20 protein-coding genes are annotated in these 23387 nt (G+C 68.9%); 13 read left to right on the top strand and 7 right to left on the bottom strand.

Annotated features, from left to right (window positions below):
- Positions 1-167 precede the first annotated feature (167 nt).
- Genes ACODT0_RS01385 through ACODT0_RS01370 form a run of 4 tightly spaced genes read left to right on the top strand, consistent with a single transcriptional unit; the run spans position 168 to position 7168 of the window.
- On the top strand, positions 168-1361 hold the full coding sequence (locus ACODT0_RS01385; protein WP_489040341.1) for an efflux RND transporter periplasmic adaptor subunit: 1194 nt from the start codon (positions 168-170) through the stop codon (positions 1359-1361).
- A complete protein-coding gene (locus tag ACODT0_RS01380; RefSeq protein ID WP_489040340.1) occupies positions 1358-4564 on the top strand; it encodes an efflux RND transporter permease subunit in 3207 nt (1068 codons plus the stop codon). Before ACODT0_RS01385 ends, ACODT0_RS01380 begins: the two co-directional genes overlap by 4 nt.
- Complete coding sequence (locus ACODT0_RS01375; protein ID WP_489040339.1) at positions 4561-6072, top strand: efflux transporter outer membrane subunit; 1512 nt, start codon at positions 4561-4563, stop codon at positions 6070-6072. The genes ACODT0_RS01380 and ACODT0_RS01375 overlap by 4 nt, the downstream gene beginning before the upstream one ends.
- A 7-nt stretch (positions 6073-6079) precedes the next feature.
- A complete protein-coding gene (locus ACODT0_RS01370; RefSeq protein WP_489040338.1) occupies positions 6080-7168 on the top strand; it encodes an oxidoreductase in 1089 nt (362 codons plus the stop codon).
- Positions 7169-7183: 15 nt separating this feature from the next.
- On the opposite strand, the gene ACODT0_RS01365 is transcribed toward ACODT0_RS01370, so the two are convergent.
- Complete coding sequence (locus ACODT0_RS01365; RefSeq protein ID WP_489040337.1) at positions 7184-8095, bottom strand: LysR family transcriptional regulator; 912 nt, start codon at positions 8093-8095, stop codon at positions 7184-7186.
- A gap of 23 nt (positions 8096-8118) precedes the next feature.
- Positions 8119-9063 carry a LysR family transcriptional regulator gene (locus tag ACODT0_RS01360; RefSeq protein ID WP_489040336.1) on the bottom strand — a complete coding sequence of 315 codons (945 nt, stop codon included), beginning with the start codon at positions 9061-9063 and terminating at the stop codon, positions 8119-8121.
- A 204-nt stretch (positions 9064-9267) separates the two neighbouring features.
- Between ACODT0_RS01360 and ACODT0_RS01355 the strand changes: the two genes are divergently transcribed.
- The gene (locus tag ACODT0_RS01355; protein WP_489040335.1) at positions 9268-9639 is read left to right on the top strand and encodes a DsrE family protein; all 372 of its coding nucleotides are present in this window, start codon (positions 9268-9270) and stop codon (positions 9637-9639) included.
- A gap of 33 nt (positions 9640-9672) precedes the next feature.
- Here the strand turns inward: ACODT0_RS01355 and ACODT0_RS01350 are convergent, their stop codons facing one another.
- Positions 9673-10572, bottom strand: a complete 900-nt coding sequence (locus ACODT0_RS01350) for a LysR family transcriptional regulator (RefSeq protein WP_261206071.1) — start codon at positions 10570-10572, stop codon at positions 9673-9675.
- Between the two features lie 130 nt (positions 10573-10702).
- Between ACODT0_RS01350 and ACODT0_RS01345 the strand changes: the two genes are divergently transcribed.
- Entirely contained in the window at positions 10703-11638 is a 936-nt protein-coding gene (locus tag ACODT0_RS01345; RefSeq protein WP_489040334.1) for a pyridoxamine 5'-phosphate oxidase family protein, read from the top strand.
- A 2-nt stretch (positions 11639-11640) separates the two neighbouring features.
- Positions 11641-12597 (top strand): PDR/VanB family oxidoreductase, encoded by a 957-nt coding sequence (locus tag ACODT0_RS01340; protein ID WP_489040333.1) that lies wholly within the window; start codon positions 11641-11643, stop codon positions 12595-12597.
- Positions 12598-12601: 4 nt separating this feature from the next.
- Here the strand turns inward: ACODT0_RS01340 and ACODT0_RS01335 are convergent, their stop codons facing one another.
- Positions 12602-13483, bottom strand: a complete 882-nt coding sequence (locus tag ACODT0_RS01335) for a LysR family transcriptional regulator (protein ID WP_489040332.1) — start codon at positions 13481-13483, stop codon at positions 12602-12604.
- A 498-nt stretch (positions 13484-13981) separates the two neighbouring features.
- Between ACODT0_RS01335 and ACODT0_RS01330 the strand changes: the two genes are divergently transcribed.
- From ACODT0_RS01330 to ACODT0_RS01305, 6 genes are all read left to right on the top strand, one after another.
- Positions 13982-14998 (top strand): amino acid ABC transporter substrate-binding protein, encoded by a 1017-nt coding sequence (locus tag ACODT0_RS01330; RefSeq protein ID WP_489040331.1) that lies wholly within the window; start codon positions 13982-13984, stop codon positions 14996-14998.
- A gap of 62 nt (positions 14999-15060) precedes the next feature.
- Entirely contained in the window at positions 15061-16251 is a 1191-nt protein-coding gene (locus ACODT0_RS01325) for an amino acid ABC transporter permease (protein ID WP_489040330.1), read from the top strand.
- Between the two features lies 1 nt (position 16252).
- Positions 16253-17359: an amino acid ABC transporter permease gene (locus tag ACODT0_RS01320; RefSeq protein ID WP_489040329.1), complete on the top strand. Its 1107-nt coding sequence runs from the start codon at positions 16253-16255 to the stop codon at positions 17357-17359.
- Positions 17360-17392: 33 nt separating this feature from the next.
- A complete protein-coding gene (locus ACODT0_RS01315; RefSeq protein ID WP_489040328.1) occupies positions 17393-18133 on the top strand; it encodes an amino acid ABC transporter ATP-binding protein in 741 nt (246 codons plus the stop codon).
- A gap of 35 nt (positions 18134-18168) precedes the next feature.
- A complete protein-coding gene (locus ACODT0_RS01310; protein WP_489040327.1) occupies positions 18169-19371 on the top strand; it encodes a trans-sulfuration enzyme family protein in 1203 nt (400 codons plus the stop codon).
- A 130-nt stretch (positions 19372-19501) separates the two neighbouring features.
- Positions 19502-20701 carry a trans-sulfuration enzyme family protein gene (locus ACODT0_RS01305; protein WP_489040326.1) on the top strand — a complete coding sequence of 400 codons (1200 nt, stop codon included), beginning with the start codon at positions 19502-19504 and terminating at the stop codon, positions 20699-20701.
- A 6-nt stretch (positions 20702-20707) separates the two neighbouring features.
- On the opposite strand, the gene ACODT0_RS01300 is transcribed toward ACODT0_RS01305, so the two are convergent.
- From ACODT0_RS01300 to ACODT0_RS01290, 3 genes are all read right to left on the bottom strand, one after another.
- Positions 20708-21652, bottom strand: coding sequence for a sugar kinase (locus ACODT0_RS01300; protein ID WP_489040325.1), 945 nt, complete (start codon positions 21650-21652; stop codon positions 20708-20710).
- The gene (locus tag ACODT0_RS01295) at positions 21639-22289 is read right to left on the bottom strand and encodes an RraA family protein (protein ID WP_057589904.1); all 651 of its coding nucleotides are present in this window, start codon (positions 22287-22289) and stop codon (positions 21639-21641) included. Before ACODT0_RS01295 ends, ACODT0_RS01300 begins: the two co-directional genes overlap by 14 nt.
- 114 nt (positions 22290-22403) lie before the next feature.
- Entirely contained in the window at positions 22404-23387 is a 984-nt protein-coding gene (locus ACODT0_RS01290; protein ID WP_489040324.1) for a TRAP transporter substrate-binding protein, read from the bottom strand.

The following is a 23387-nucleotide window of genomic DNA, read 5'->3' as shown; positions in this document are numbered from 1 at the left end:
GTATAGGTTCGCCTCCTTCGACTTCTGGCGCCTTTCCCTCTGAATTCAAGGGCCGGGGCCGAATCCACTGTTCCATACAAGGCAACAAACTTAGCCAGCTTCAGGGCTAGATGTTCGTGCGCCGCGCGCTCAGACTGCGGGCCATTCAACCCTCTCGAGCAACTCGCATGAAACCCCTCCAGAAGCATCCCCTCGCGGCCCTCGTGGCCGCGATCGCGGTGGCCGGCGCGGGCAGCGTTCTTTGGAAGCATGGCTCCGAAGCGCATGCCGCGCCCGCCGCCGCGGTTCCCACCGTCAAGTACCGGCCGGCCCTGCAGCGGCCGGTGACCGACTCGCAGGACTACACGGGCCGGCTCGAAGCCGTCGACCTCGTGGACGTCCGCCCCAAGGTGCCCGGCACGCTGCTGGCCGTGCATTTCAAGCCCGGCCAGCATGTGCGCCAGGGCGAACTGCTGTTCACCATCGACCCCGCGCCCTACGAGGTCCAGGTGCGCCAGGCGCAGGCCGCCGTGGCGGGCGCCGAGGAACGGCAACGCCTCGCCGACCTCGAGCAGGCGCGCGCACGGCGGCTGCTCGAATCGGACTCGATCGCGCGCCGGGAATTCGATGCGCTCGACAACGCGGCGCGCGCGGCGGCCGCATCGCTCAAGGGCGCGCAGGCTTCGCTGGCCCAGGCCCGGCTGCAGCTCGACTACACGCAGGTGCGGGCACCGATCGCGGGCCGCATCTCGCGAGCGGAGATCACCGCGGGCAACGTGGTGGGCGCGGGCGGCGAGGCGGTGCCGCTCACGCGCATCGTCTCCGACGGCAAGCTCTACGCCGCCTTCAACGTCGACGAGCAGAGCTACCTGCGGCTCATCGCGCCGTCGCTGCGCGCGGGCGCGCAGCCGACGGTCGCGGTCGGCCTCGCGAGCGACGACGGCTTTCCCCATGCGGCCGCCATCGAGGCGCTCGACAACCAGATGGACACCCGCTCGGGCACGGTGCGCGTGCGCGCTCGCATCGACCGCGTGGGCCCCGACATGCTCCCGGGCCTGCAGGCGCGCATCCGGCTGCAGGGCGGCCTGCCCTACGAGGCCGTGACGGTCGACGATGCGGTGGTCGGCACCGACCAGGACCGCAAGTACGTGCTGGTCGTCGATGCGCAGAACAAGGTCGAGCGCCGCTTCGTCGAGCTCGGCACGCTGCACGGCCGCGATCGCGTGCTGCGCAGCGGCGTCGCGCCCGGTGCCAGGGTGATCGTGGACGGCGCGTTCCGCGCGCCGCCGGGCACCGCGGTGTCGGCCGAGGCCGCCGAGCCATCGGCGGTGCCCGATGCGCCGACCGCGTCCGCGCGCGCCGTCGACGGGGGCCGGTCGTGAACATCTCGAAGTTCTTCATCGACCGCCCGATCTTCGCGGGCGTGCTGTCCGCGCTGATCCTGCTCGCGGGCATCGTCGCGGCCTTCCACATGCCGGTCTCGGAATACCCGCAGGTCATTCCGCCCTCGGTGGTCGTGCATGCGCAGTACCCGGGCGCCAACGCCAGGACCATCGCCGAGACGGTGGCGGCGCCGCTCGAGCAGTCCATCAACGGCGTGGAGGACATGCTCTACATGGACTCCAAGGCCAGCGGCGACGGCCATCTCTACCTGACGGCGACCTTCAAGCTCGGCACCGATCCGGACCGGGCCCAGCAGCTGGTGCAGACGCGCGTGTCGCAGGCCCAGCCGCGGCTGCCGGAGGACGTGCAGCGCCTGGGCGTCACGGCCATCAAGAACTCGCCGATCATCACCATCGCCGTGCACATGGTCTCGCCGAACGGGACCTACGACAACAACTACATCAGCAACTACGCCATCCTGCACGTGAAGGACCGGCTGGCCCGCATCGCGGGCGTGGGCGACGTGGTGGTGTGGGGCCCGGGCGGCTATGCCATGCGCGTCTGGCTCGACCCGGCCGCGCTGGCCGAACGCGGGCTCGGCGCGAGCGACGTGGCGGCCGCGATCCGGCGCCAGAACATCCAGGCCGCGGTCGGCACCATCGGCAGTTCGCCCGCGTCGCCCGACACCGCCTTCCAGCTCAACGTCAACGCCGACGGGCGCCTGAAGTCGCCCGAGGAGTTCAAGGGCATCGTCATCAAGTCCGATGCCAACGGCGCGATCACGCGCCTGGGCGACGTGGCGCGCGTGGAACTGGGCGCCGAGGACTACGGCATCCGCGCCACCCTGGACAACGCGCCCGCCGTCGCGGTGGCCGTGCAGGAAGCGCCGGGCGCGAACTCGCTGCAGATCTCGCGCGAGGTGCACCGCGCCATGAAGGAACTCGAGAAGGAGTTCCCGCAGGACGTGGTCTACCGCGTCGTCTACGAGCCCAGCCGCGCCGTCCAGTCCGGCATCGACGCCGTGATCGAGACCCTGCTGGAGTCGGTGGCGCTGGTCGTGCTGGTGGTGTTCCTCTTCCTGCAGACCTGGCGCGCCTCGATCATTCCGCTGCTCGCGGTGCCGGTCTCTATCGTCGGCACCTTCGGCTTCCTGCTGCTGGCCGGCTACTCCATCAACACGCTGTCGCTGTTCGGCCTGGTGGTCGCGATCGGCATCGTGGTCGACGACGCGATCGTGGTGGTCGAGAACGTGGAGCGCAACATCGCGCGTGGCCTGGGCCCGCGCGAGGCCACCTACCAGGCGATGCGCGAGGTCAGCGGCCCCATCGTCGCCATCGCGCTCACGCTGTCGGCGGTGTTCCTGCCGCTGGCCTTCCTGAGCGGCCTGACCGGCGAGTTCTACAAGCAGTTCGCGGTCACCATCGCGATCTCCACCCTGATCTCGGCGGTGAACTCGCTGACGCTGTCGCCGGCGCTGTCGGCGCTGCTGCTCAAGGGCCACGGCGACGCGCCCGACGCGGTGACGCGCGTGACGCAACGGCTGTTCGGCCGCTTCTTCGCGCGCTTCAACCGCCGCTTCGACCGCGCCTCCGAAGGCTACGGCAGCGGCATCGGCAGCCTGCTGCGGCACAAGGGCGCGCTGCTCGTCGTCTACGCGGGCCTGCTCGGCGCCACCTGGTGGCTCACCGGCCACGTGCCGGGCGGCTTCGTGCCCGCGCAGGACAAGGAGTACCTGGTCAGCCTGGCGCAACTGCCCGAGGGTTCGACGCTCGATCGCACCGAGGCGACCATGAAGCAGATGAACGACATCGCGCTCAAGCATCCCGCCGTGATGGGGACCTCGAGCTACAGCGGCCTCTCGATCAACGGCGTGACGAAGAGCTCGAGCACCGCGCTGACCTTCGTGCTGCTGAAGCCCTTCAAGGAACGGCCCGGGATCAGCGCCGAGCAGGTGGTGGCCGACCTGAGCCGCGAGTACGCCGGCATCGGCCATGCCTACACCGGCGTCTTCCCGCCGCCACCGGTCTACGGCCTGGGCACGCTCGGCGGCTTCAAGCTGCAGATCGAGGACCGCGCGGACCTGGGCTACGAGGCGCTCTACAAGGCGACCCAGGCCTTCGTCAAGAAGGCCTCCGAGGCACCGGAGCTCGCCTCCATCTACTCGACCTACACGGTGAACGTGCCGCAGCTCAAGGTCGACATCGACCGCGCCAAGGCACAGCAACTGGGTGTCGATACGCCGGCGGTGTTCAACACGCTGCAGTCCTTCCTGGGTGCGTACTACGTCAACGACTTCAACTTCCTGGGCCGCGTGTACCAGGTGCGGATGCAGGCCGACGCCAGGTTCCGCTCGAAGCCCGACGACATCGGCCAGCTGCACGTGCGCAGCGAGTCGGGCCGCATGGTTCCGCTCGCCTCGCTGGCGAGGATCAGCCAGACCTACGGGCCCGACCAGGTGGTGCGCTACAACGGCTTCACGGCCGCCGACGTCAACGGCGCCCCGGCGCCCGGCTATTCCTCGGGCCAGGCGATGGCCGCGATCCAGCGGATCGCGGCCGAGACGCTGCCGCCGGGCATGAGCTACGAATGGACCGACCTGACCTACCAGCAGATCATCGCGGGCAACAGCGCGGCCTGGATCCTTCCGCTGTGCGTGCTGCTGGTGTTCCTGGTGCTGGCGGCCCAGTACGAGAGCCTCACGCTGCCGCTGGCCATCATCCTGATCATCCCGATGAGCATCTTCTCGGCGCTGCTCGGCGTGTGGCTCACCCGGGGCGACAACAACATCTTCACGCAGATCGGGCTGATCGTGCTCGTCGGGCTGGCGTCGAAGAACGCGATCCTGATCGTCGAGTTCGCGCGCGAGCTCGAGATGGCGGGCCTGTCGACCGCGAAGGCCGTGATCGAGGCCTGCCGCCTGCGGCTGCGCCCGATCCTGATGACCTCGCTCGCCTTCGTGATGGGTGTCATCCCGCTGGTCGCGTCGACCGGCGCGGGCGCGGAGATGCGCCAGGCGATGGGCATCTCGGTGTTCTTCGGGATGATCGGCGTCACGCTGTTCGGCCTGTTCCTCACGCCGCTGTTCTATGCGCTCGTCAGGTCGCTCGGCAGGGGCAGGCCGCTGCACGCGGCGGCGCATCACGAGGCGCCGGCGCTCGCCGCGCGCCATCTCGAGCCCCTGCAACCGGAGGGCCGCGCATGAGCCGCTTCATCCCCACACGGAACCTGCTGGCGACGGCGGCCATCGCCTTCCTGCTGTCGGCATGCTCGCTCGCTCCCACCGAGCAGCGCCCCGGCATCGACATCCCCGCGAGCTACCGGCAGTCCGGTGCGCCTTCCGGCGCGATGCCGGCGGAAGAACCCGGCCGCTGGAAGCCGGCCGAACCCGCCGACCACCAGACGCCCCCGCCCTGGTGGGGCGTCTTCGGCGATCCCGTGCTGGTGCAGCTCGAGGAGGAAGCGCTGCGGGCGAATCCCGACGTGGCGATCGCGATGGCACGGCTGAAGCAGGCGCGCGCGCTGACCTCGCGCAGCGAGTCGGCACGCTTCCCCGAGATCGACGCGGGCTTCGGCCCGACCCGCCAGCGCGGCACCGGCGCGGCCGCGGGGCGCGGAGACGGCTCGCCGGGCAGCACGCAGACGCTGTGGCGCGCCCAGGCTTCCGTGGCCTACGAGGTCGACGTCTTCGGCCGCGTCGCCTCGGGCATCGCCGCCGCGCGGGCCGACGAGGCGCGGCAACGCGCGCTGGCGCACCAGATGCTGCTGCTGGTGCAGGCCGAGGTCGCCGGCACCTACTTCGGCCTGCGGCAGCTGGAGGGCGAGCTGCGCCTGCTGGCCGACACCGTGGCCTTGCGCGAGGACGCGGCGGCGCTGCTCGAGCGCCAGCTCGGCGCGGGCGCCGTGGCGCGCCACGTCGTCGACCAGGCGAGGACCGAACTGTTCACGGCGCGCGCCGAGCACCTGGCGGTGGCGCAGCAGCACGCGCAGGCCTCGCACGCGCTGGCCATCCTGCTCGGCAAGGCGCCGGCGAGCTTCTCGCTCGCCGCGAAGCCGCTGGAAGCCACCGTCGTGCAGCTGCCGCCGGGCCTGCCCTCTGCCCTGCTCGAGCGCCGGCCCGACATCGCGGCCGCCGAGCGCGCCATGGCCGCGGAGAACGCACGCATCGGCGTGGCGAAGGCCGCGTACTTTCCCTCGCTCGCGCTGACCGGTTCGCTCGGCTACGAATCGGCCGCGCTCGGCAACCTCGGCAACTGGACGCAGCGCACCTTCCTGCTGGGTCCGCTCGCGGGCACGATGCTGAGCCTGCCGCTGTTCGACGGCGGACGCCGCGAGGCCGAGCTCGACCGCGCCCGCGGCGCCTACGAGGAGAGCGTCGCGCAGTACCGCAAGACGGTGCTGCAGGCCTTCCGCGAGGTCGAGGATGCGCTGGTCGCGATGCGGACCCTCGATGCGCGCATCGCCCAGCAGCGCGAGGCCGATGCATCGGCCGCGCGCTTGGCCCGGTCCGCGAAGGCGCGCTTCGATGAAGGCGACACCGACTATCTGGCGGTGGTCGACGCACAGCGCACGCGCCTGCGCAACCGGCAATCGCTGATCCAGTCCGAAGGCGCGCGCGCACGCGCGAGCGTCGACCTCGTGCGCGCGCTCGGCGGCGGCTGGGAAGCCACCGGCAGCGCGGCACATGCCCGTTCCGCACCCTCCTCGTCCTGAAGATTCCATGTCCCACTCCAAGCTCTTCGAACCGCTCACCCTGCTGCACGGCCCGCCGATGCGCAACCGCTTCATGCTGGCGCCGCTCACCAACCAGCAAAGCGAGGTCGGCGGCGACGCCTCCGAGTTCGACCAGGACTGGATCGCGCAGCTCGCGCGCGGCGGCTACGCCCTGATCCAGACCTGCGCCACGACCGTCGAGGCCGGCGGCATCGCCTTCGCGCGGCAACTCGGTATCCACAGCGACGCCCATCTGCCGGGCTTGCGCCGGATGGCCGACGCGATGCGCGAAGGCGGCGCGCTGTCCGCGGTGCAGCTGCACCATGCGGGCCATCGTGCCAATCCGCGGCTGGGCGGCATCCCGGCGCCGGCTTCCGGCGACACCCTGCCGGGCATCGATGCCTTGACGACCGAGGAAGTCGAACGGATCCGCGACAGCTTCATCGCGGCCGCGCAACGCGCCGAGCGCGCGGGCTTCGACGGCGTCGCGGTCCATGGCGCCTTCGGCTGGATCCTCTCGGAGTTCATGTCGCCGCTGCTCAACGACCGCACCGACCGCTATGGCGGCAGCATCGAGAACCGCGCCCGCCTCACGCTCGAGGTGATCGAGGGCATCCGTCGCGCCTGCGGTCCCGCGTTCCAGATCGGCTGGCGCCTGTCGATCGAACGCTATGGGCTGCGGCTCGAGGAACTGCGCGACGTCACCGCCGACATCCTCGACCGCGAGCTGATCGACTACCTCGACCTCGCGCTGTGGGATTCGGCCCAGGTCGTGCAGCAGGGCACGTTCCAGGGCCGCACCATGCTCAGCGTCTTCACCGGGCTGCCGCGCCGCGGCGTGCGCGTGGGAGCGGCGGGCCGGATCATGAGCGCCCGGCGCGCGGCCGAGCTGCTGGACGAGGGCTGCGACTTCGTGCTGGTCGGCCGGGCCGGCATCCTGCAGCGCGACTTTCCGCTGCGGGTGATGGAGAACCCGCTGTACGACAGCCCGAGGCTGCCGGTGACCGCCGACTACCTGCGCGCGGGCGGCTTGAGCGAACGCTTCATCGCGCACATGCGCGGCTGGCCGCACTTCGTCCACCCCGCGAGCCCCTGAGTTCGGGCGCGGGGACTATCCCTGGTGCATGGCCGAATGGCTCTTGAAGAGATCGGCCGCCCAGTCCACGAACACCCGCACCTTGTTCGACAGATGCCGGTTCTGCGGAAACACCACGTGGATCGGCATCGGGTCGTTGCTCCAGTCCTCGAGCACGGGCACGAGACGGCCGTCCTCGATCATGGGCCGCAGCAGGAACTCCGCCATCTGCACGATGCCCAGCCCCGACAGGCCCGCGGCCGTGTACGCATAGCTGTCGTTCAGCGCGATCCGCCCGGGCAGCACGAGCTGCACGCGCTCGCCGCCGCGCGTGAAGTCCCAGTGGAACATCTCGCCCGTGCGCGCGGAGAAGTAGTTGACGCAGCGATGCCGCGCCAGGTCGTCCGGATGCAGCGGACGGCCATGGCGCTCGAGGTAGGCCGGCGAGGCGCAGGTGGTGTAGTGCATGGCCCCGACGCGGCGCGCGATCAGGCTCGAGTCCTCGAGCGCTCCGCCGCGCACCGCGCAATCCACGCCCTCCTCGATCAGGTCCACGGGCCGATCGCTGCAACCCAGCTCCAGGTGGATGTCGGGATAGCGTGCGAAGAAGTCGGGCAGCGCGGGGATGATCACCAGGCTGGCCAGGCCGGTCGGGGCGTCGACGCGCAGGCGCCCCGAGGGACTGCGCCGCGTGCGCGACAGCGATTCGTCGGCCTCGCGCACATCCGACAGGATGCGCAGGCACCGCTCGTGGTAGGCCGCGCCGTCGGCGGTCACGCTGACCTTGCGCGTGGTCCGGTGCAGCAGCTTCGTCGCGAGCGAGGACTCCAGCGCCTGGATCAGCGTCGAGACCGTCGCCTTGGGCAGCTTCAGGTGCTCGGCCGCGCGCGTGAAGCTGCCCGTGTCGACCACCTGCACGAAGACCTCGATCGCCTGCAGCTTGTTCATCGCTCGCCCTGCCCCGCCGCCCGTCATGCGAGGAACGCGCGGGTGCCCGCAGCCTGCTGGAGGATCCAGTTGCAGAAGCTGCTCACCTCGGGACGGCCGGCCGCGTTCGGGTTGACGATCATCCAGTAAGCGCCCGGGCCCGCGGTGCGGTACGCCTCGCCGAACACCTCGCGCAATTCGTTGCGCCCCAGCAGGTCGGCCACCAGCGGCAGCCGGGCCAGCGCCAGCGCGTGGCCGGCCACCGCGGCCTGCACCTGCTGGTAGGTGAAGTTCAGGTGCATCCAGTTGCGCGGCTCGAGCTCGGCGTGGTTGTGGATGCGCAGCCAATGCCGCCAGCTCGCGAGGCCGGCCGAGGCATAGGCGTCGTCCTCCTCGACCAGCGTGTGCCGCGCGAGGTCGCCGACGCTCTTCAGCGGCGGCGCATCGCCGAGCTCGATCTGCCGCGCGAAGGCCGCGCTCATGACCGGCGTCAGCGCCTCGTTGAACAGCCGCGTGGCACCGGCGGGCGCGAGCTTCGGCGCGCAGTAGCGCAGGAACACGTCCGTGTCGGGACTCTCGATCGGCGCCATCGCATCGCTCGACGACACGCGGATGTCGATCTCGGTGTGCTCGCGCTGGAACTGCTCCAGCCTCGGCAACAGCCACAGCGAAGTGAACGAGGCGAAGGTGCTGACGGTGACGCGCGCCTTGGCGCTCGGCGAGCGGATCTGGCGCACGGCCTCGTCGAGGCGGTCGAGCATCGGGAACAGCGCCTTGACCAGCACCCGGCCCTCGGCGCTCAGCTCGACCGAGCGCGTGCTGCGCGCCAGCAGCGTCGCGCCGATGTCGCTCTCGAGTGCCTGGATCTTGCGGCTGACGGCCGATTGCGTGAGGTGGAGTTCGGCCGCCGCGGCATTGAAGTTGAGATGCCAGGCGACCGCGGCAAAGGCGCGCAGGGGTCCGATCGATAGCGGTCTTTGACGGTCCATGGAAAGAGTGATGGCACCGCGTCGCGAGACGGACCGGCGCATGCGGGACTCTACGCAAGAACACCGCGCCGGGTGCGACGCGCGGCGCAATTGTGAGTTGCGTTCGCCGATGCATCGAATCGATGGTCCAAACCTAAGATCGACTTCGCCAGCCCGACTACGGGCTGTCTTCTCGATTCAATGCAACCGATTCAAGGTCTTTCAATGAAATTCGCCATCTTCGTTTTCTCCGATCCCAAGGCCGGGGAAGAAGCCGTGGGACGCCTCTTCAATGCGCTCGCGACCGCCTACGACTTCAAGCAGCGCCATGTCGAAGTCGCCATCTATTTCCAGGGCGCCGGCACGCGCTGGGCCGGCGTGGTCGGCAATACCGACCATCCGGTGCATGGGCTCTACAAGGCCGTCGAGGACAAGGTCGCGGGCGTGTCCTGCGGCTGCGCCGACGTCTTCGGTGCGCGCGAGGACGCCATCAAGAACGGCTTCGAACTGCTGAGCGGCAACGACGTGCCGGGCACTTCCGGACTGCCGAGCATCGGCGCCCTCGCGGCCGACGGCTTCACCATCCTGACCTTCTGATCGATCGATTCGAACTCGCCGCGCCCGGGAGTCCTAGAGCGCGGCGAGTTCGCGGCGCAATCTCGGTCCGACCAGGTCGATGAAGCTTCGCACCCTGGACGAGCCGAAGCGGCTCTCGCGGTGCAGCAGGTGGATCGGCAGCGAGCCGCTCGCGTAGTCGGCCAGGATCGCGCGCAATTCGCCGCTGCGGACCTTGTCGGCCACCTGGTAGCACGGCAGGTTCACGATGCCGATGCCGCGCACGGCCGCGTCGATGGCGGCATCGCTGCCGATGACATCGAGGACCGGCTTGAGCTTGACCGAGATCGCGCTGTCCTTCGACCTGAACTTCCACACCGCCACCTGGGCCGACACCTCCGCGGCCACGATCCTGTGCTTCTGCAGGTCCATCGGATGCACCGGCTCGCCGTGCTGCTCGAGGTAGGCCGGCGAGGCATAGCTGAGCCTGCGCACCTGGCCGACCTTGAGCGCCTTCATGCCCGAGTCGGGCAGCTCGGCGATGCGGATGGCCACGTCGAAACCCTCGTCGATCAGGTTCACGGTGCGATCGAGAAAGATCGCCGAGATCTCCATCTCGGGATAGAGCGCGAGGTATTCCTTGATCAGCGGAATGATGAAGAGCCGGCCGAACACCGTCGGCGCGGTGATCCGCAACTGGCCGCGCGCGACGACGTTGGCGCCGATCACCGAGGCCTCGGCGCGATCGACCAGCTGCAGCACCGCGCGCGAATCCTCGAGGTACCGCTGCCCGCTCTCGGTGAGCGCCAGGCCCCGGGTGTTGCGCTGGAAGAAGGCGACGCCCATCTTCGATTCGAGGTGGTTGATGGCGCGCATGGCCGCGGCGGCCGAGATGTCGAGCCGCCGCGCACCGCCGGCCAGGCTTCGTTCCTCGCCGACGGCGACGAACACCGTCATCAAATGAATGTCGTCCATGTCACCACCATCTTTCCGGCTCGACCGCCCTGCGTCGCGCGCAATTATCAATTGCGGTCCGCTTCCTTTCGGGTCGCCGCGTCGATCGGCACAATTTTTTTCCAATGACCGTTCTCGAAAGCATCGACCCATGACGACCAGCGACACCCTGTTCCACGAAGGCGAATTGATGGCCCAGCGCAATGCGGGCGAGAGAGAGATCGCCGAGCGCAACGGCGCCACCGTGGGCCGCACCATCGTCCGGGGCGCCCTGCCCTTCGTGCGCCAGCAGAAGACGGCCTACGCGGCCAGCCTGGACCGCAACGGACAGGTGTGGGCCTCGATCCTGCTGGGCGAGCCGGGCTTCCTGGCCCCCAGCGACGACGCCGCCGCGCTGTCGGTCGACCTGGGCAAGGTCGCGCGGCTCGATGCCGATCCCTTCTGGGAGAACATCCGGCACGATGCGCGCATCGGCCTGCTGCTGCTGGAGCCGCAGAGCCGGCGCCGTTTGAAGATCAACGGCGAGGCCCATCTGGAGAGCGATCGGCTCGAGGTCCAGGTGACCAAGTCCTTCCCCATTTGCCCGCGCTACATCCATCGGCGCGAAATCACGCTCCCGCACCCTGGCGAAGCGGCGCCGTCCTCGACCGCCAGCCATGGCCATGAACTGGGCCCCGAGCAACTCGCGCTCATCGGCGACGCCGACACCTTCTTCCTCGCATCGGCGCACGCCACGCGCGGCGCGGACTGCTCGCACCGCGGGGGGCCGCGCGGCTTCGTGCGGCATGCGGGCGATGGCGTGCTGAGGATTCCCGACTACAACGGCAACAGCATGTTCAACAGCTTCGGGAATTTCCTGCTGAACCCGCAGGCGGGCCTGGCCTTTCCCGACTACGAGCGGCGCCGCGTGCTGCAGCTGGCCGGCACGGTCGAGATGATGTGGAACCAGTCCGATCCCGCGGGCCTCACGGGCGGCACCGGAAGATTCTGGGAGTTCAGGACCTCGCACTGGATCGAGAGCGAGCTGCCGGCGACGCTGCAGGCGAAGTTCATCGAGTTCTCGCCCTTTCTGCCGAAGGTGGACTGAACATGCGACTCACCGTGACGAAGGCCGAGGCGCTGGCCGCCGGCGTGCGGCTCATCCGATTGCAGCATCCCGCCAACGAACGCCTTCCCGGCTTCGATGCCGGCGCGCACATCGAACTGGGATTCGATGTCGATGGGCAAAGCCTGCTGCGCAAGTATTCGCTGGTCTCCGACACCGGAGCGCTCGACCGCTACGACATTGCGGTGAAGCGCAACGACAGCGGCCGCGGCGGCTCGCGCTTCCTGCACGACGTGCTGGCCGTTGGCGACACGGTGGAAGTGTCCACGCCGGTCCATGCTTTCGGCATCGCGCCTGCCGCCAGCCACCACGTGCTGATCGCCGGCGGTATCGGCATCACGCCGATGCTCGGCATCGCATCGGCGCTGAAGCAGCGCGGTGCTTCGTACGAACTGCACTATGCGGCCAGGCACGAGCGGGAAATGGCCTTTCGCGACCGGCTGCTCGACCAGGGGCACGACAAGCTGTTCCTCTACGCGACGCGGCAAGGAGAATCCCCGCGGCGCATCGATGTGCAGGGGCTGCTGCAGCCTCGCTCTCGCGACGAGGGCGTGCACTTCCATGTCTGCGGCCCGGCGAAGCTCATCGACGATGTGCGGCTGGCGGCCACGGCCCTCGGCATTGCGTCGTCGCGCATCCACTTCGAGAGCTTCGGACCCGCGTGGAGCGCCACCGACACGAAGGTCCGGCTCGCATTGACCGAATCGGGCCTCGAACTCGAAGCCTCGCCGGGAACCACCTTGCTCGACGCGGTCGAGGCCGCGGGCGCGTGGATCCCCTCGGACTGCCGGCGCGGCGAATGCGGCGCCTGCATCGTGAGCTACGGCGGCGGCACGCCGATCCACCGGGACAACTGCCTGACCCCGCAGCAGCGCACGCATTCGCTGTGCCTGTGCGTGTCCTGGGCCGAGCCGGGCGACGCGCTGGTGCTGCGGGCCTGAACCCTCAGTTCAACGCCTCGCGGCCGCGCAGGCGGTGCACGAGCAGCTCGACGAACTCGCGGGCCCGCGGCGATTCCCAGCGGTCCCGCTCGCAGACGACATGGATCGGCCACGGCGGTTCCTCGTGGTCCGCCAGCACGATCGCCAGGCGCCCGGCCTCCCGGTGGGTGGCGATCTGGTAGGAGAGCAGTTGCGCGATCCCGCTGCCGCGCACGACGGCCTCGATGGCCGCATCGTTGGTCCCGACGATCAGCCGGGGCGCAAGCCGCAGCGCGAGGTCCGCATCGCCCGAGCGAAACCGCCATTCGTTCCCCGGCGACAGGGGCGCGGCCGAAACGATCGCATGTCGGGCGAGTTCGGAGGGATCGCGCGGCGTGCCGTGCGCCTTCAGGTAGTCGGGCGATGCGCACAGCACGCGCCGCACCTGCCCCACGCGGATGGCCTTGAGCCCGGTGTCGGCCAGAAAGCCGATGCGTATCGCGACATCCATCCCCTCCTCGCGGAGGTCGACGATGCGATCGAGGAAATAGCCGGAGATGCTCATGCGCGGAAAGCGCCCCAGGTACTCCTCGATGCACGGCATCACGTGCGAGATGCCGAACAGCGCGGGGGCGGTGACATTGAGGTGTCCCTGCACGGCGCTGCTCACGCCACGGGCCGTCTCGGCCGCATCGGCGAGCTTCGCGAGGATGAGCTTCACGTCTTCCAGGTAACGATGGCCGACGTCGGTGAGCCTGACGCTGCGCGTGGTGCGCAGGATGAGCTTCACGCCCAGGTGCTCTTCGAGAGCGGCGATCGCGCGCGTGACGGCCGGCGCCGACATGCCCAGATGCCGCGCCGCGGCCGCGAAATTCTGCGCTTCGGCCACCGCGAGAAACACGGTCATCAGGTGCGCGCGATCCACTGCGGTTGCTACGGTTGTGGGGTCTGGATGGGGAAGGGCCGGAGCATTCTACGTTTGGGTTTCGCGGCTTCCCCTGGCCATCGGCGCCAGCCGGGCGTCGCCGATCCCCGCTGAGGAACTCGTTTTTCTAGTTTCCCAATAAGGAAACAAAAAAGCCAGATCGCGCCAACGGCGGCGGGACACCGAACGCATGACCGACGCCTGGGATTGTTCAGCCTCCAGAACAATCTTCCCCGTATTTCGCCGCGGAAGAACAGTTTGCGGCCCCGTGACCCGGCTGCTAGCATTCGTTTCCCATCAGGAAACTTTTGTCATGTCGCGAGCCACGAGCTCCAGCCCATGCCAACCTGATCTTGCCGGCCGGAAGCAGCCTGCAAGGCGCCCCGCCGCACGCATGCCGCGCCAACCGCGGCGATGGGCAGGTGTCCCGTCGGACACAGGTATTCCATCCCCAAAAAGAAACCGTCTTAGGAGACAAGCATGAAAGCCATGAGAACCGCAGCCTGCGCGCTGCTCGCCCTGGCCGCCATCGGCACGGCCGGTGCCGGCACGACGTTCGACACCGTCAAGAAGCGCGGCACCGTCCAGTGCGGCGTCTCGACCAACCTGCCGGGCTTCGCGTTCACGGACAGCAAGGGCGAGTGGCAGGGCATCGATGCCGACACCTGCCGGGCCATCGCGGTGGCCATGTTCGGCGATGCATCGAAGGCGCGGTTCACGCCGCTCACCACGCAGGCCCGCTTCACCGCGCTGCAGTCGAGCGAGGTGGACGTGCTGACCCGCAATACGACCCAGTCGCTCACGCGCGACACCACGCTGGGACTGATCGGCGTGGGGGTCAACTACTACGACAGCCAGGGGATCATGGTGAAGAAGGACCTCGGCGTCGCAAGCGCGAAGAAGCTCAACGGCGCCACCATCTGCGTGCTGCCGGGAACGACCACCGAGCTGAACCTGGCCGACTGGTTCCGCGGCGCGAAGATGGAGTTCAAGCCCGTGGTCCTCGACAAGGCCGACGAGATCCTGCGCGCCTTCGCCGCCGGGCGTTGCGACGGCATCAGCATGGACAAGTCGCAGCTCGCACTGGCGCGGATCAATCTCGGCAATCCCGACAACTTCGTGATCCTGCCCGAGGCGCTGTCGAAGGAGCCGCTGGGCCCGATGGTCCGCCAGGGCGACGAGGCCTGGTTCAACGTGGTGCGCTGGTCGCTCAATGTGCTGCTGGAAGCCGAGGAGTACGGCCTGAGCTCGAAGAACGTCGACGAGGCGCTCAAGAGCCCGTCGCCGGGCATCCAGCGCATGCTCGGCGTGACGCCCGGCATGGGGAAGAACCTCGGCATCGACGACAAGTGGGCCCACCGGATCGTCAAGCAGGTCGGCAACTACGGCGAGGTGTTCGACCGCAGCCTGGGCATGGCCAGCCCCATGAAGCTGGAGCGGGGCCTGAACGCGCCCTACACCAAGGGCGGGCTGATGTACGGCTGGCCGATCCGCTGAGGCCGGCGGCGGCGCACGCGCCGCCGCGATGTCCGCGTCTTCCGAACCTCTTCCACGCAGCCATGCCCTCCCACCACACACTTGCACCGCCCACGCGCCGGCCCCGGCGCTTCAGCTGGACCGATCCCTCCACGCGCGCCCTGGCCTGCCAGGCGGCGGCCATCGCGGCCGTCGCGCTGGTCGCCTGGTTCCTGGTGTCCAACACGCTCCACAACCTCGCCTCGAGGAACATCTCCACCGGCTTCGGCTTCCTCGGGCGCGAAGCCGGCTTCGCGATCGGGGAGAGCACCATCGCCTACACGCCGGCCGACTCCTATGCGCGGGCCATCGGCGTGGGCGCGCTCAACACCCTGCGCGTGGCGCTGATCGGCATCGTGGCCGCCACGCTGCTCGGCACATTGATCGGCATCGCGCGGCTGTCCGGCAACTGGCTGATCGCGAAGCTCTCGGCGCTGTACGTCGAGCTGGTGCGCAACGTCCCGCTGCTGCTGCAACTGCTGCTCTGGTATGCGCTGATCACCGAGAACATGCCCGGGCCGCGGCAGGCGCACCATCCGCTGCCGGGCGTCTTCCTCTCGAACCGCGGCCTGAAGGTGCCGACGCTCGAAGGCAGCTCGGTCGACTGGATGCTCGGTGGCGCGGCGCTCGCGCTGGTGCTGGCGCTGCTGCTCGCGCACTGGGGCGAAAAGCGCAGGGAAGCCAGCGGCCTGGAGTTCCCGTCCGGGCGCGTGGCCACGGCCCTGCTGCTCGGCCTGCCGCTGGCCGGCTGGCTGCTGGGGGGCGCCTCGCTGTCGCTGAACCTGCCCGAGCTCCGGGGCTTCAGCTTCGAGGGCGGCGCCACGCTGTCGCCGGAACTCGCGGCGCTGCTGGCGGGCCTCGTGTTCTACACCACCGCCTTCATCGCCGAGATCGTGCGCTCGGGCATCCAGGCCGTCGGCAGCGGCCAATGGGAGGCCGCGCGCTCGCTGGGCCTGCGCCGCTCGCGCATCCTGCGGCTGGTGGTGCTGCCGCAGGCGGTCCGGGTGATGGTGCCGCCCGTCACGAGCCAGTACCTCAACCTGGTCAAGAACAGCTCGCTCGCGGTGGCCATCGGCTATCCCGACCTGGTGTCGGTGGTCAACACGACGCTCAACCAGACGGGGCAGGCCATCGAGGGCATCCTGATCATCATGGGCGCCTACCTCACGGTGAGCCTGTCGATCTCCTGCTTCATGAATGCCTACGACAAGCGCATGTCGCTGGTGGAGCGCTGACATGAACGGCATCGCATCGCCCGCGCGGCATCTGGACATCGCGCCGCCGCGCCCGCCCCGGGGCGGCCCGCTCGCCTGGCTCCAGCGGCGCCTCCTCGCCTCGCCCGCCAGCGTGGTCGCGACCGTGCTGCTCGCCTGGCTGCTGCTGATGGCCGTTCCGGCGCTCGTCGACTGGGGCTGGATCCAGGCGAACTTCAGCGCCACCAGCGGCCAGGAATGCCATCGCTCGCACGGTGCGTGCTGGGCCTTCATCGCCGAGAAGCACCGCCTGATCCTCTTCGGCACCTATCCCCACGACGAGCAGTGGCGGCCGCTGGTCGCCACCTGCCTGCTGATCGGCCTGATCGTCTGCAGCGGCATCCGCCGGTTCTGGAACCTCGCATTGCCGGCGATGTGGGTGCTGGGCCTGTCGACCGTGGCCGTGCTCATGTGGGGCGGCGTGCCGGGGCTGGACTACGTGGAGAACGTGCGCTGGGGCGGCCTGCCGCTGACGCTCATCCTCTCGACCTTCGGCATCGCATTGGCCTTCCCGCTCGGCGTGCTGCTCGCCCTCGGGCGGCGTTCGCGCATGCCGGTCATCAAGGCGCTGTGCGTCGTCTACATCGAGCTGATCCGCGGCGTGCCGCTCATCAGCCTGCTGTTCATGTCGTCGGTCATGCTGCCGCTGTTCCTGCCCGAGGGCTTCGCCATCGACAAGCTGCTGCGCGCGCAGATCGCGATCGTCATGTTCGCCGCCGCCTACATCGCGGAGACCGTGCGCGGCGGCCTGCAGTCGGTGCCCAAGGGGCAGTACGAGGGTTCCGATTCGATCGGCCTGGGCTACTGGCAGCAGATGCGCGCGATCGTGCTGCCGCAGGCCCTGAAGATCGTGATCCCGCCGCTGGTCAGCACCTTCATCGCGCTGTTCAAGGACACCTCCCTCGTCGTGATCATCGGGATCTTCGACCTGACGCTGGCCGCGAAGGCCGCGCTGGCGGATGCCGCGTGGACCGGCTTCGGCATGGAGGCCTACCTGTTCATCGCGGCCATCTACTTCGTCTTCTGCTTCGCCATGTCGCGCTACAGCCAGGCCCTGGAACGGCGCCTGGCGACGGGCCACCGGGCCTAGAAGCGACCGCCCCGCACTCCAAGGATTCCAGACATGAAAGAACCCATCATCCGCCTACAAGGCGTCAATAAGTGGTACGGAGAATTCCACGTGCTGCGCAACATCGACCTCGAGGTCGCGCGCGGCGAACGCATCGTCGTCTGCGGTCCCTCGGGGTCGGGCAAGTCCACGATGATCCGCTGCCTGAACCGGCTCGAGGCGCACCAGCAGGGACGCATCGTGGTCGACGGCACCGAGCTGACCGACGACCTGCGGCGCATCGAGGCCATTCGCCGCGACGTGGGCATGGTGTTCCAGTACTTCAACCTGTTCCCCCACCTCACGGTGCTGGAGAACCTCGTCCTGGGGCCGACCTGGGTGCTCAAGAGGCCACGCGCCGAAGCCGAGGCCGATGCGATGAAGTACCTCGAGCGGGTGCGCATCCCCGAACAGGCGAGGAAATTCCCCGGCCAGCTCTCGGGCGGGCAGCAGCAGCGCGTGGCGATCGCGCGCTCGCTGTGCATGAAGCCCAAGATCATGCTGTTCGACGAACCCACCTCCGCGCTCGACCCCGAGATGGTCAAGGAGGTGCTGGACGTCATGGTGAACCTGGCGCAGGAAAGCGGCATGACCATGCTGTGCGTCACCCATGAGATGAACTTCGCGCGCAAGGTCGCCGACCGCGTGATCTTCATGGACCGCGGCGAAATCATCGAGCAGGGAGGGCCCGAGGATTTCTTCGGCAATCCGCGCAACGAACGCACGCGCGCGTTCCTGGGCCAGATCCTGCACTGACGGCTTCCACCACTTTTCGGACATCGGAGAATCGGATGACAAGAGAACTCGATCGGCCCCCGGGATTCCAGACCCGCGCCATCCATCACGGCTACGGCTCGCAAGACCCCTACGGGGCCGTCTCGCCGCCGATCTACATGACGTCGACCTTCGCGTTCGACACGAATGCCGAGGCCGAAGCCATCTTCGCCGGCGAGAGCGACCTCTACGTCTACGGGCGGCAGCACAACCCGACGCAGGATCTTCTGGAGCGGAGGCTGGCCAACCTCGAGGGTGCGCAGGCCGCGGTCGCCACCGCCTCGGGCATGGCCGCGATCAACGCGGTGTTCCTCAGTCTCCTGGGAAGCGGCGACGAGATCGTCGTTCACCACACGATCTATGCCACGGCAACCACGCTGATCGACGAAGGCCTGCCCCGCCTGGGCATCAAGGTGACCAAGGTCGATCTGTCGTCGCCCGCGGAGCTGGCCGCAGCGATCACGGCGAAGACGAAGCTCGTGTACTTCGAGACGCCGATCAATCCGACCGGAGAGGTGCTCGACATCGAGGCCATCTCGAAGATCGCGAAGGCCGCCGGCGTGCGGGTCGTGGTCGATTCGACCTTCGCCTCCCCGGCCCTGCAGCGCCCCTTGGCCCATGGCGCCGATCTGGTGGTGCACTCGCTGACCAAATACATCAACGGGCACGGCGATCTGCTCGGCGGCATCGTGGTGGGTGACCTGCCGACCATGAACAGGGTCCGCAGCGTCGGCCTGAAGTACATGACCGGCGCTTCCCTTTCGCCGATGCTCTGCTTCCTGGTCCTGCGCGGTCTCAAGACCCTGAAGCTGCGCATGCGCCAGCACGGCGAGAACGCGCTGGCGATCGCGCGGATGCTGGCGGCCCATCCGGCGGTCGAAGTCGTGCGCTATCCCTTCCTCGAAGACAGCCCGGGGCACGAGATCGCGCGCCGGCAGATGCTGCATGGCAGCGGCATGCTGTCCTTCGACCTGAAGACGGGATACGACGGCGCGATCCGGATGATCGATCGCCTGCGCCTGATCTCGCGCGCGATCAGCCTCGGCGATACCGAGTCGCTGATCACGAGCCCCGGCGCCCTGATGCGCGCGCGACAGAAGATCGCGCCGACGGCGCGCCTGAGCGAAGGCGTCACCATGGACCTGATACGCCTTTCGGTGGGACTCGAGGATGTGGAGGACCTGATCGCCGATCTGAGGCAGGCGCTCGACGCGCCCTGATTCGGCGCTGCACGGGCGCGCCCGCCCGCATCAATGGGCGCGCTTCATGCGAATAACTCCACAGTCCGATCCGCCGTTCGGGAAAGAATGAGTCATCGGATGCGATGCGCATCGAGGACAGGACACCGCAATGAAATCAGCAGGCCTTTCTCTGGCGACCCGTGCCATCCACGCGGGCTACGATGCCTCGGCGCACCAAGGGGCGCTGAATCCGCCGATCTTCTGGTCGTCGACCTTCGCCTTCGACTCGGCCGAGCAGGGCGCCGCGCGCTTCGCGCAGGAAGAGCCGGGGATGATCTACACGCGCGTCACCAATCCGACCGTGCAGTTGCTCGAGGAGCGCCTCGCATCGCTCGAGGGCGGCGAGGCCGCGCTCGCCTTCGGTTCCGGCATGGACGCGATCTGCACGCTGATGTGGACCTTGCTGAGGCCAGGCGACGAGTTGCTCGTCGACCTCACGCTGTACGGCTGCACCCACGCGCTCGTGCACCACCTGCTGCCCGACTTCGGCATCGTCACGCGGGTGGCGGACTTCACGCAGCCGGGCGAGCTGGCGGCCCAGCTCAACGCGAGAACGAAGCTCGTGCTGTTCGAGACGCCCGCGAGCCCCCACATGCGCGTCGTCGACATCGCGGCGGTCTCGGAGATGGTCCATGCCCACAGCACGGCACTGGTCGCGGTCGACAGCACCTACTGCACGCCCTACCTGCAGCAGCCGCTGAAGCTCGGCGCCGACGTGGTCGTGCATTCGCTCACCAAGTACATCAACGGCCACGGCGACGTGATCGCGGGTGCGCTGGTGGGCACCAAGGCGCTGATGTCGACGCTGCGCTTCGTGGGCATCAAGGAACTGACCGGCGCCTGCATGTCGCCCATGGATGCCTACCTGATCCTGCGCGGCCTGAAGACGCTGCCGGTGCGCATGGACCGGCATTGCGCGAACGCGCAGCGCGTCGCGGAATTCCTCGAAGCCAGGCCCGAGGTGGCACGCGTGAAGTTCCCGGGACTGCCTTCGCATCCCCAGTACGAGCTGGCCAGGCGGCAGATGTCGCAACCGGGCGCGGTGATCGCGTTCGACATCCATAGCGGACTCGATGCCGGACGCCGCTTCATCAACGCGCTGCGCCTGGTGACGCGCGCCGTCAGCCTGGGCGATGCCGAGAGCCTGGCCCAGCATCCCGCGAGCATGACGCACGCGACCTACACGCCCGAGGAGCGCGCGCGGCACATGATCGGCGACAGCCTGATCCGGCTGTCGATCGGGCTGGAGGCGATCGAAGACATCCTCGAGGACCTGCGGCAGGCGCTGGAAGCCTCGTCCGCCGGCTGAGCGACCCTAGGCCACGCGCGCGAGCAGGTTACGCACCTCCTCCGGCCGCGGTATCGGCGCCACCGCCCCGAAGCCCGTGGTCGTGAGCGCCGCCGCCGCATTGGCATAGCGCACCGCCTGCGCGATCGCATCGCCCGCGGCCAGCCGCGCGAGCAGCGAGCCCGCGAAGCAGTCGCCGGCGCCGGTCGCATCGACCGCCCGCACCGCATGGCCCGCGATGCGCTCGCGCGACGAGGGCGTGGCGAGCACCGCGCCGGCCTTGCCGAGCTTCAGCACCACGGTGCGCGCGCCGGCCTCGAAGCACCAGTCGAGGATGGCGTCTTCGCCGTCGAGGCCGGTGAACTGCTGCGCGTCCTCGATGCTCGGCAGGAACAGGTCCGACAGGCCCACGGTCTCGCGGATCACGGCGCGGGCGCGCGCCAGCGGCCAGAGCTTGAGGCGCAGGTTGGCGTCGTAGCTGACCTGCACGCCCGTCGCGCGCGCGATGGCGATGGCCTCGAACACGGTGTCGCAGGCGCTCGCGCTGATGGCCTGGCTGATGCCCGACACATGGAGGAAACGCGCGCCCTCGATGGTGCCGCGCGACAACCCGGCCGGCACCATGCGGCTGGCGGCGCTGCCGGCGCGCAGATAGCTGAAGGCATGGCCGTCGCCGTCGTGCGTGACGAAGTACACCGCGGTCGGCGCCTGCGCATCGCGCGCCACGCCCTCGGTGGCCACGCCCTCGGCGCGCCAGAGTTCCATCAGCGCATCGCCCCAGGTGTCGTTGCCCACGCGCGTGAGGTAGGCGGTGCGCGCGCCCTGCCGGGCGGCGGCGATGATGGCGTTCGAGGTGTCGCCGCCGAAGCCCTGCAGGTAGCCGGGCTCGCCGGGACGGACCTGGTTGAACTCCACCATCGGCTCGCCGAGCGCGACGATCTGCACCGCGCCGGTGGCTTCAGATGCGGCCATATTTCGCCAGCCCCTTGCGCAGCGAGCGCTCGGCCACGATCAATTTGGCCTGCTCGAGCTCGCGCTGGTCGATCTCCTGCGCCATCGCGAGCACGGCCTCGGCGTGGGCGAGCGGCACGATCACCACACCGTCGATGTCGGCCACCACGATGTCGCCCGGGTGCACCATCACGCCGCCGATCATGGTCGGCACGCCCGAGCTCAGGGTCTTGTGGCGGCCCAGCGTGGTGCCCGGCGAGACGCTGCGCGCGAACACCGGGAAGTCGTAGTCGCGGCGGATCTCGGCGATGTCGCGCACGCCGCCGTCGAGCAGCGCACCCGCGTGGCGGTTGGCGAAGGCGCCCGCGGTCATCAGGCCGCCCCAGACGGCGACGTCGCTCTCGCCGCCGATGCCGATGCAGATCACGCTGCCCTCGGGCGCCTCGTCGATCAGGTCGAGCGCATGCTGCGGCGGCACGAACTCGTCGGTCGGCACCTCGATCACGGTGGCGGCCGGGCCGACCACGCGCCTGTCGTTGATGCGCGGCTTGATCTCGTGGTCGAGGTAGCCGCGCTTGCCGGTGACCTTGTCGACGGCATCGGCGACCGAGGCGGTGGCGACCTTCTCGAAGGCGGCGATCAGTTGCTGGGTGTCCATGAATCTCTCTCCTTGTATATGGGGCAATGGGCTGGAAGACGGAAAACGGCGGGCAGGCTCCCGCCCGCCCTCCTCGCGGAGGGCGGCAGAAAAACGAATCGGGGGTTCAGGCGCTCACTGCGCGGCCTTGGCGATCTCCTCGCGCGCCTGCTTCATCAGCGCGGCGCCGATCTGCTCGGTGAACTTCTCGTGCACGGGCTTGACCTTCTCGCGCATGCGGTTGGCCTCGGCGGCCGGCAGGTCGACCACCTGCAGCCCGTGCTTCTTCATCTGGTCGACCAGCTTGCGCGTCTCCTCGCGGTTGATCTGGCGTTGGTAGGTGCCGGCATCGACGGCCGCCTTGCGCACCACGTCGCGATCGGCCTCGGAGAGCTTGTCGAACCACCTCTTGCTCGCCAGGACGATGTAGGGCGTGTAGCTGTGGGCGCTCAGGGTCAGGTATTTCTGCACTTCGTAGAACTTGCCCGACTCGATCAGGCCCAGGCCGTTCTCCTGCGCGTCGACCGACCGGGTCTCGAGCGCGCCGTAGAGCTCGGTGTAGGGCAGCGGCAGCGGGTTGGCGCCCAGGGCCTTGAAGGTCTCGATGTAGACCGGGTTCGGGATCACGCGGATCTTCAGGCCCGCGATGTCCTCGAGCTTGTTGACCGGGCGGCGCGAATTGGTGAGATGGCGAAAGCCGTTCTCCCAGTAGGCCAGGCCCACCAGGCCATGGGCCTCGAGCTTCTGGAACAGCGACTGGCCGACCGGGCCGTCGAGCAGCCAGTCGGCCTCCTTGAAGCTGGAGACCAGGAACGGCAGGTCGAGCAGCGCGTATTCCTTGACCACGCCGACCAGGCCCGAGGTCGGGCCGACCATCAGCTCCTGCACGCCGCCCTGCAGCGCCGACTGCATCTGCGCATCGGTGCCGAGCTTGCCGCTGCCGTAGGTGTTGACGTTGACGCGGCCGCCGGTGCGCGTCTTCACCAGCTCGGAAAAGCGCTTGGCCGCCAGGCCCTGCGAGTTGTCGTCGCTGGCGCCGTAGCCGAACTTGCCGGCCTGCGCATAGGCCAGGCCGAGCGCGGCGGTGGCGGCCAGCGCGACGATGATCTTCTTCAGCAT

The organism is Variovorax sp. FG153 (assembly GCF_057809595.1).
Note: the sequence above shows the minus strand (reverse complement) of the source record. Positions and strands in the feature narration are given on the sequence as shown.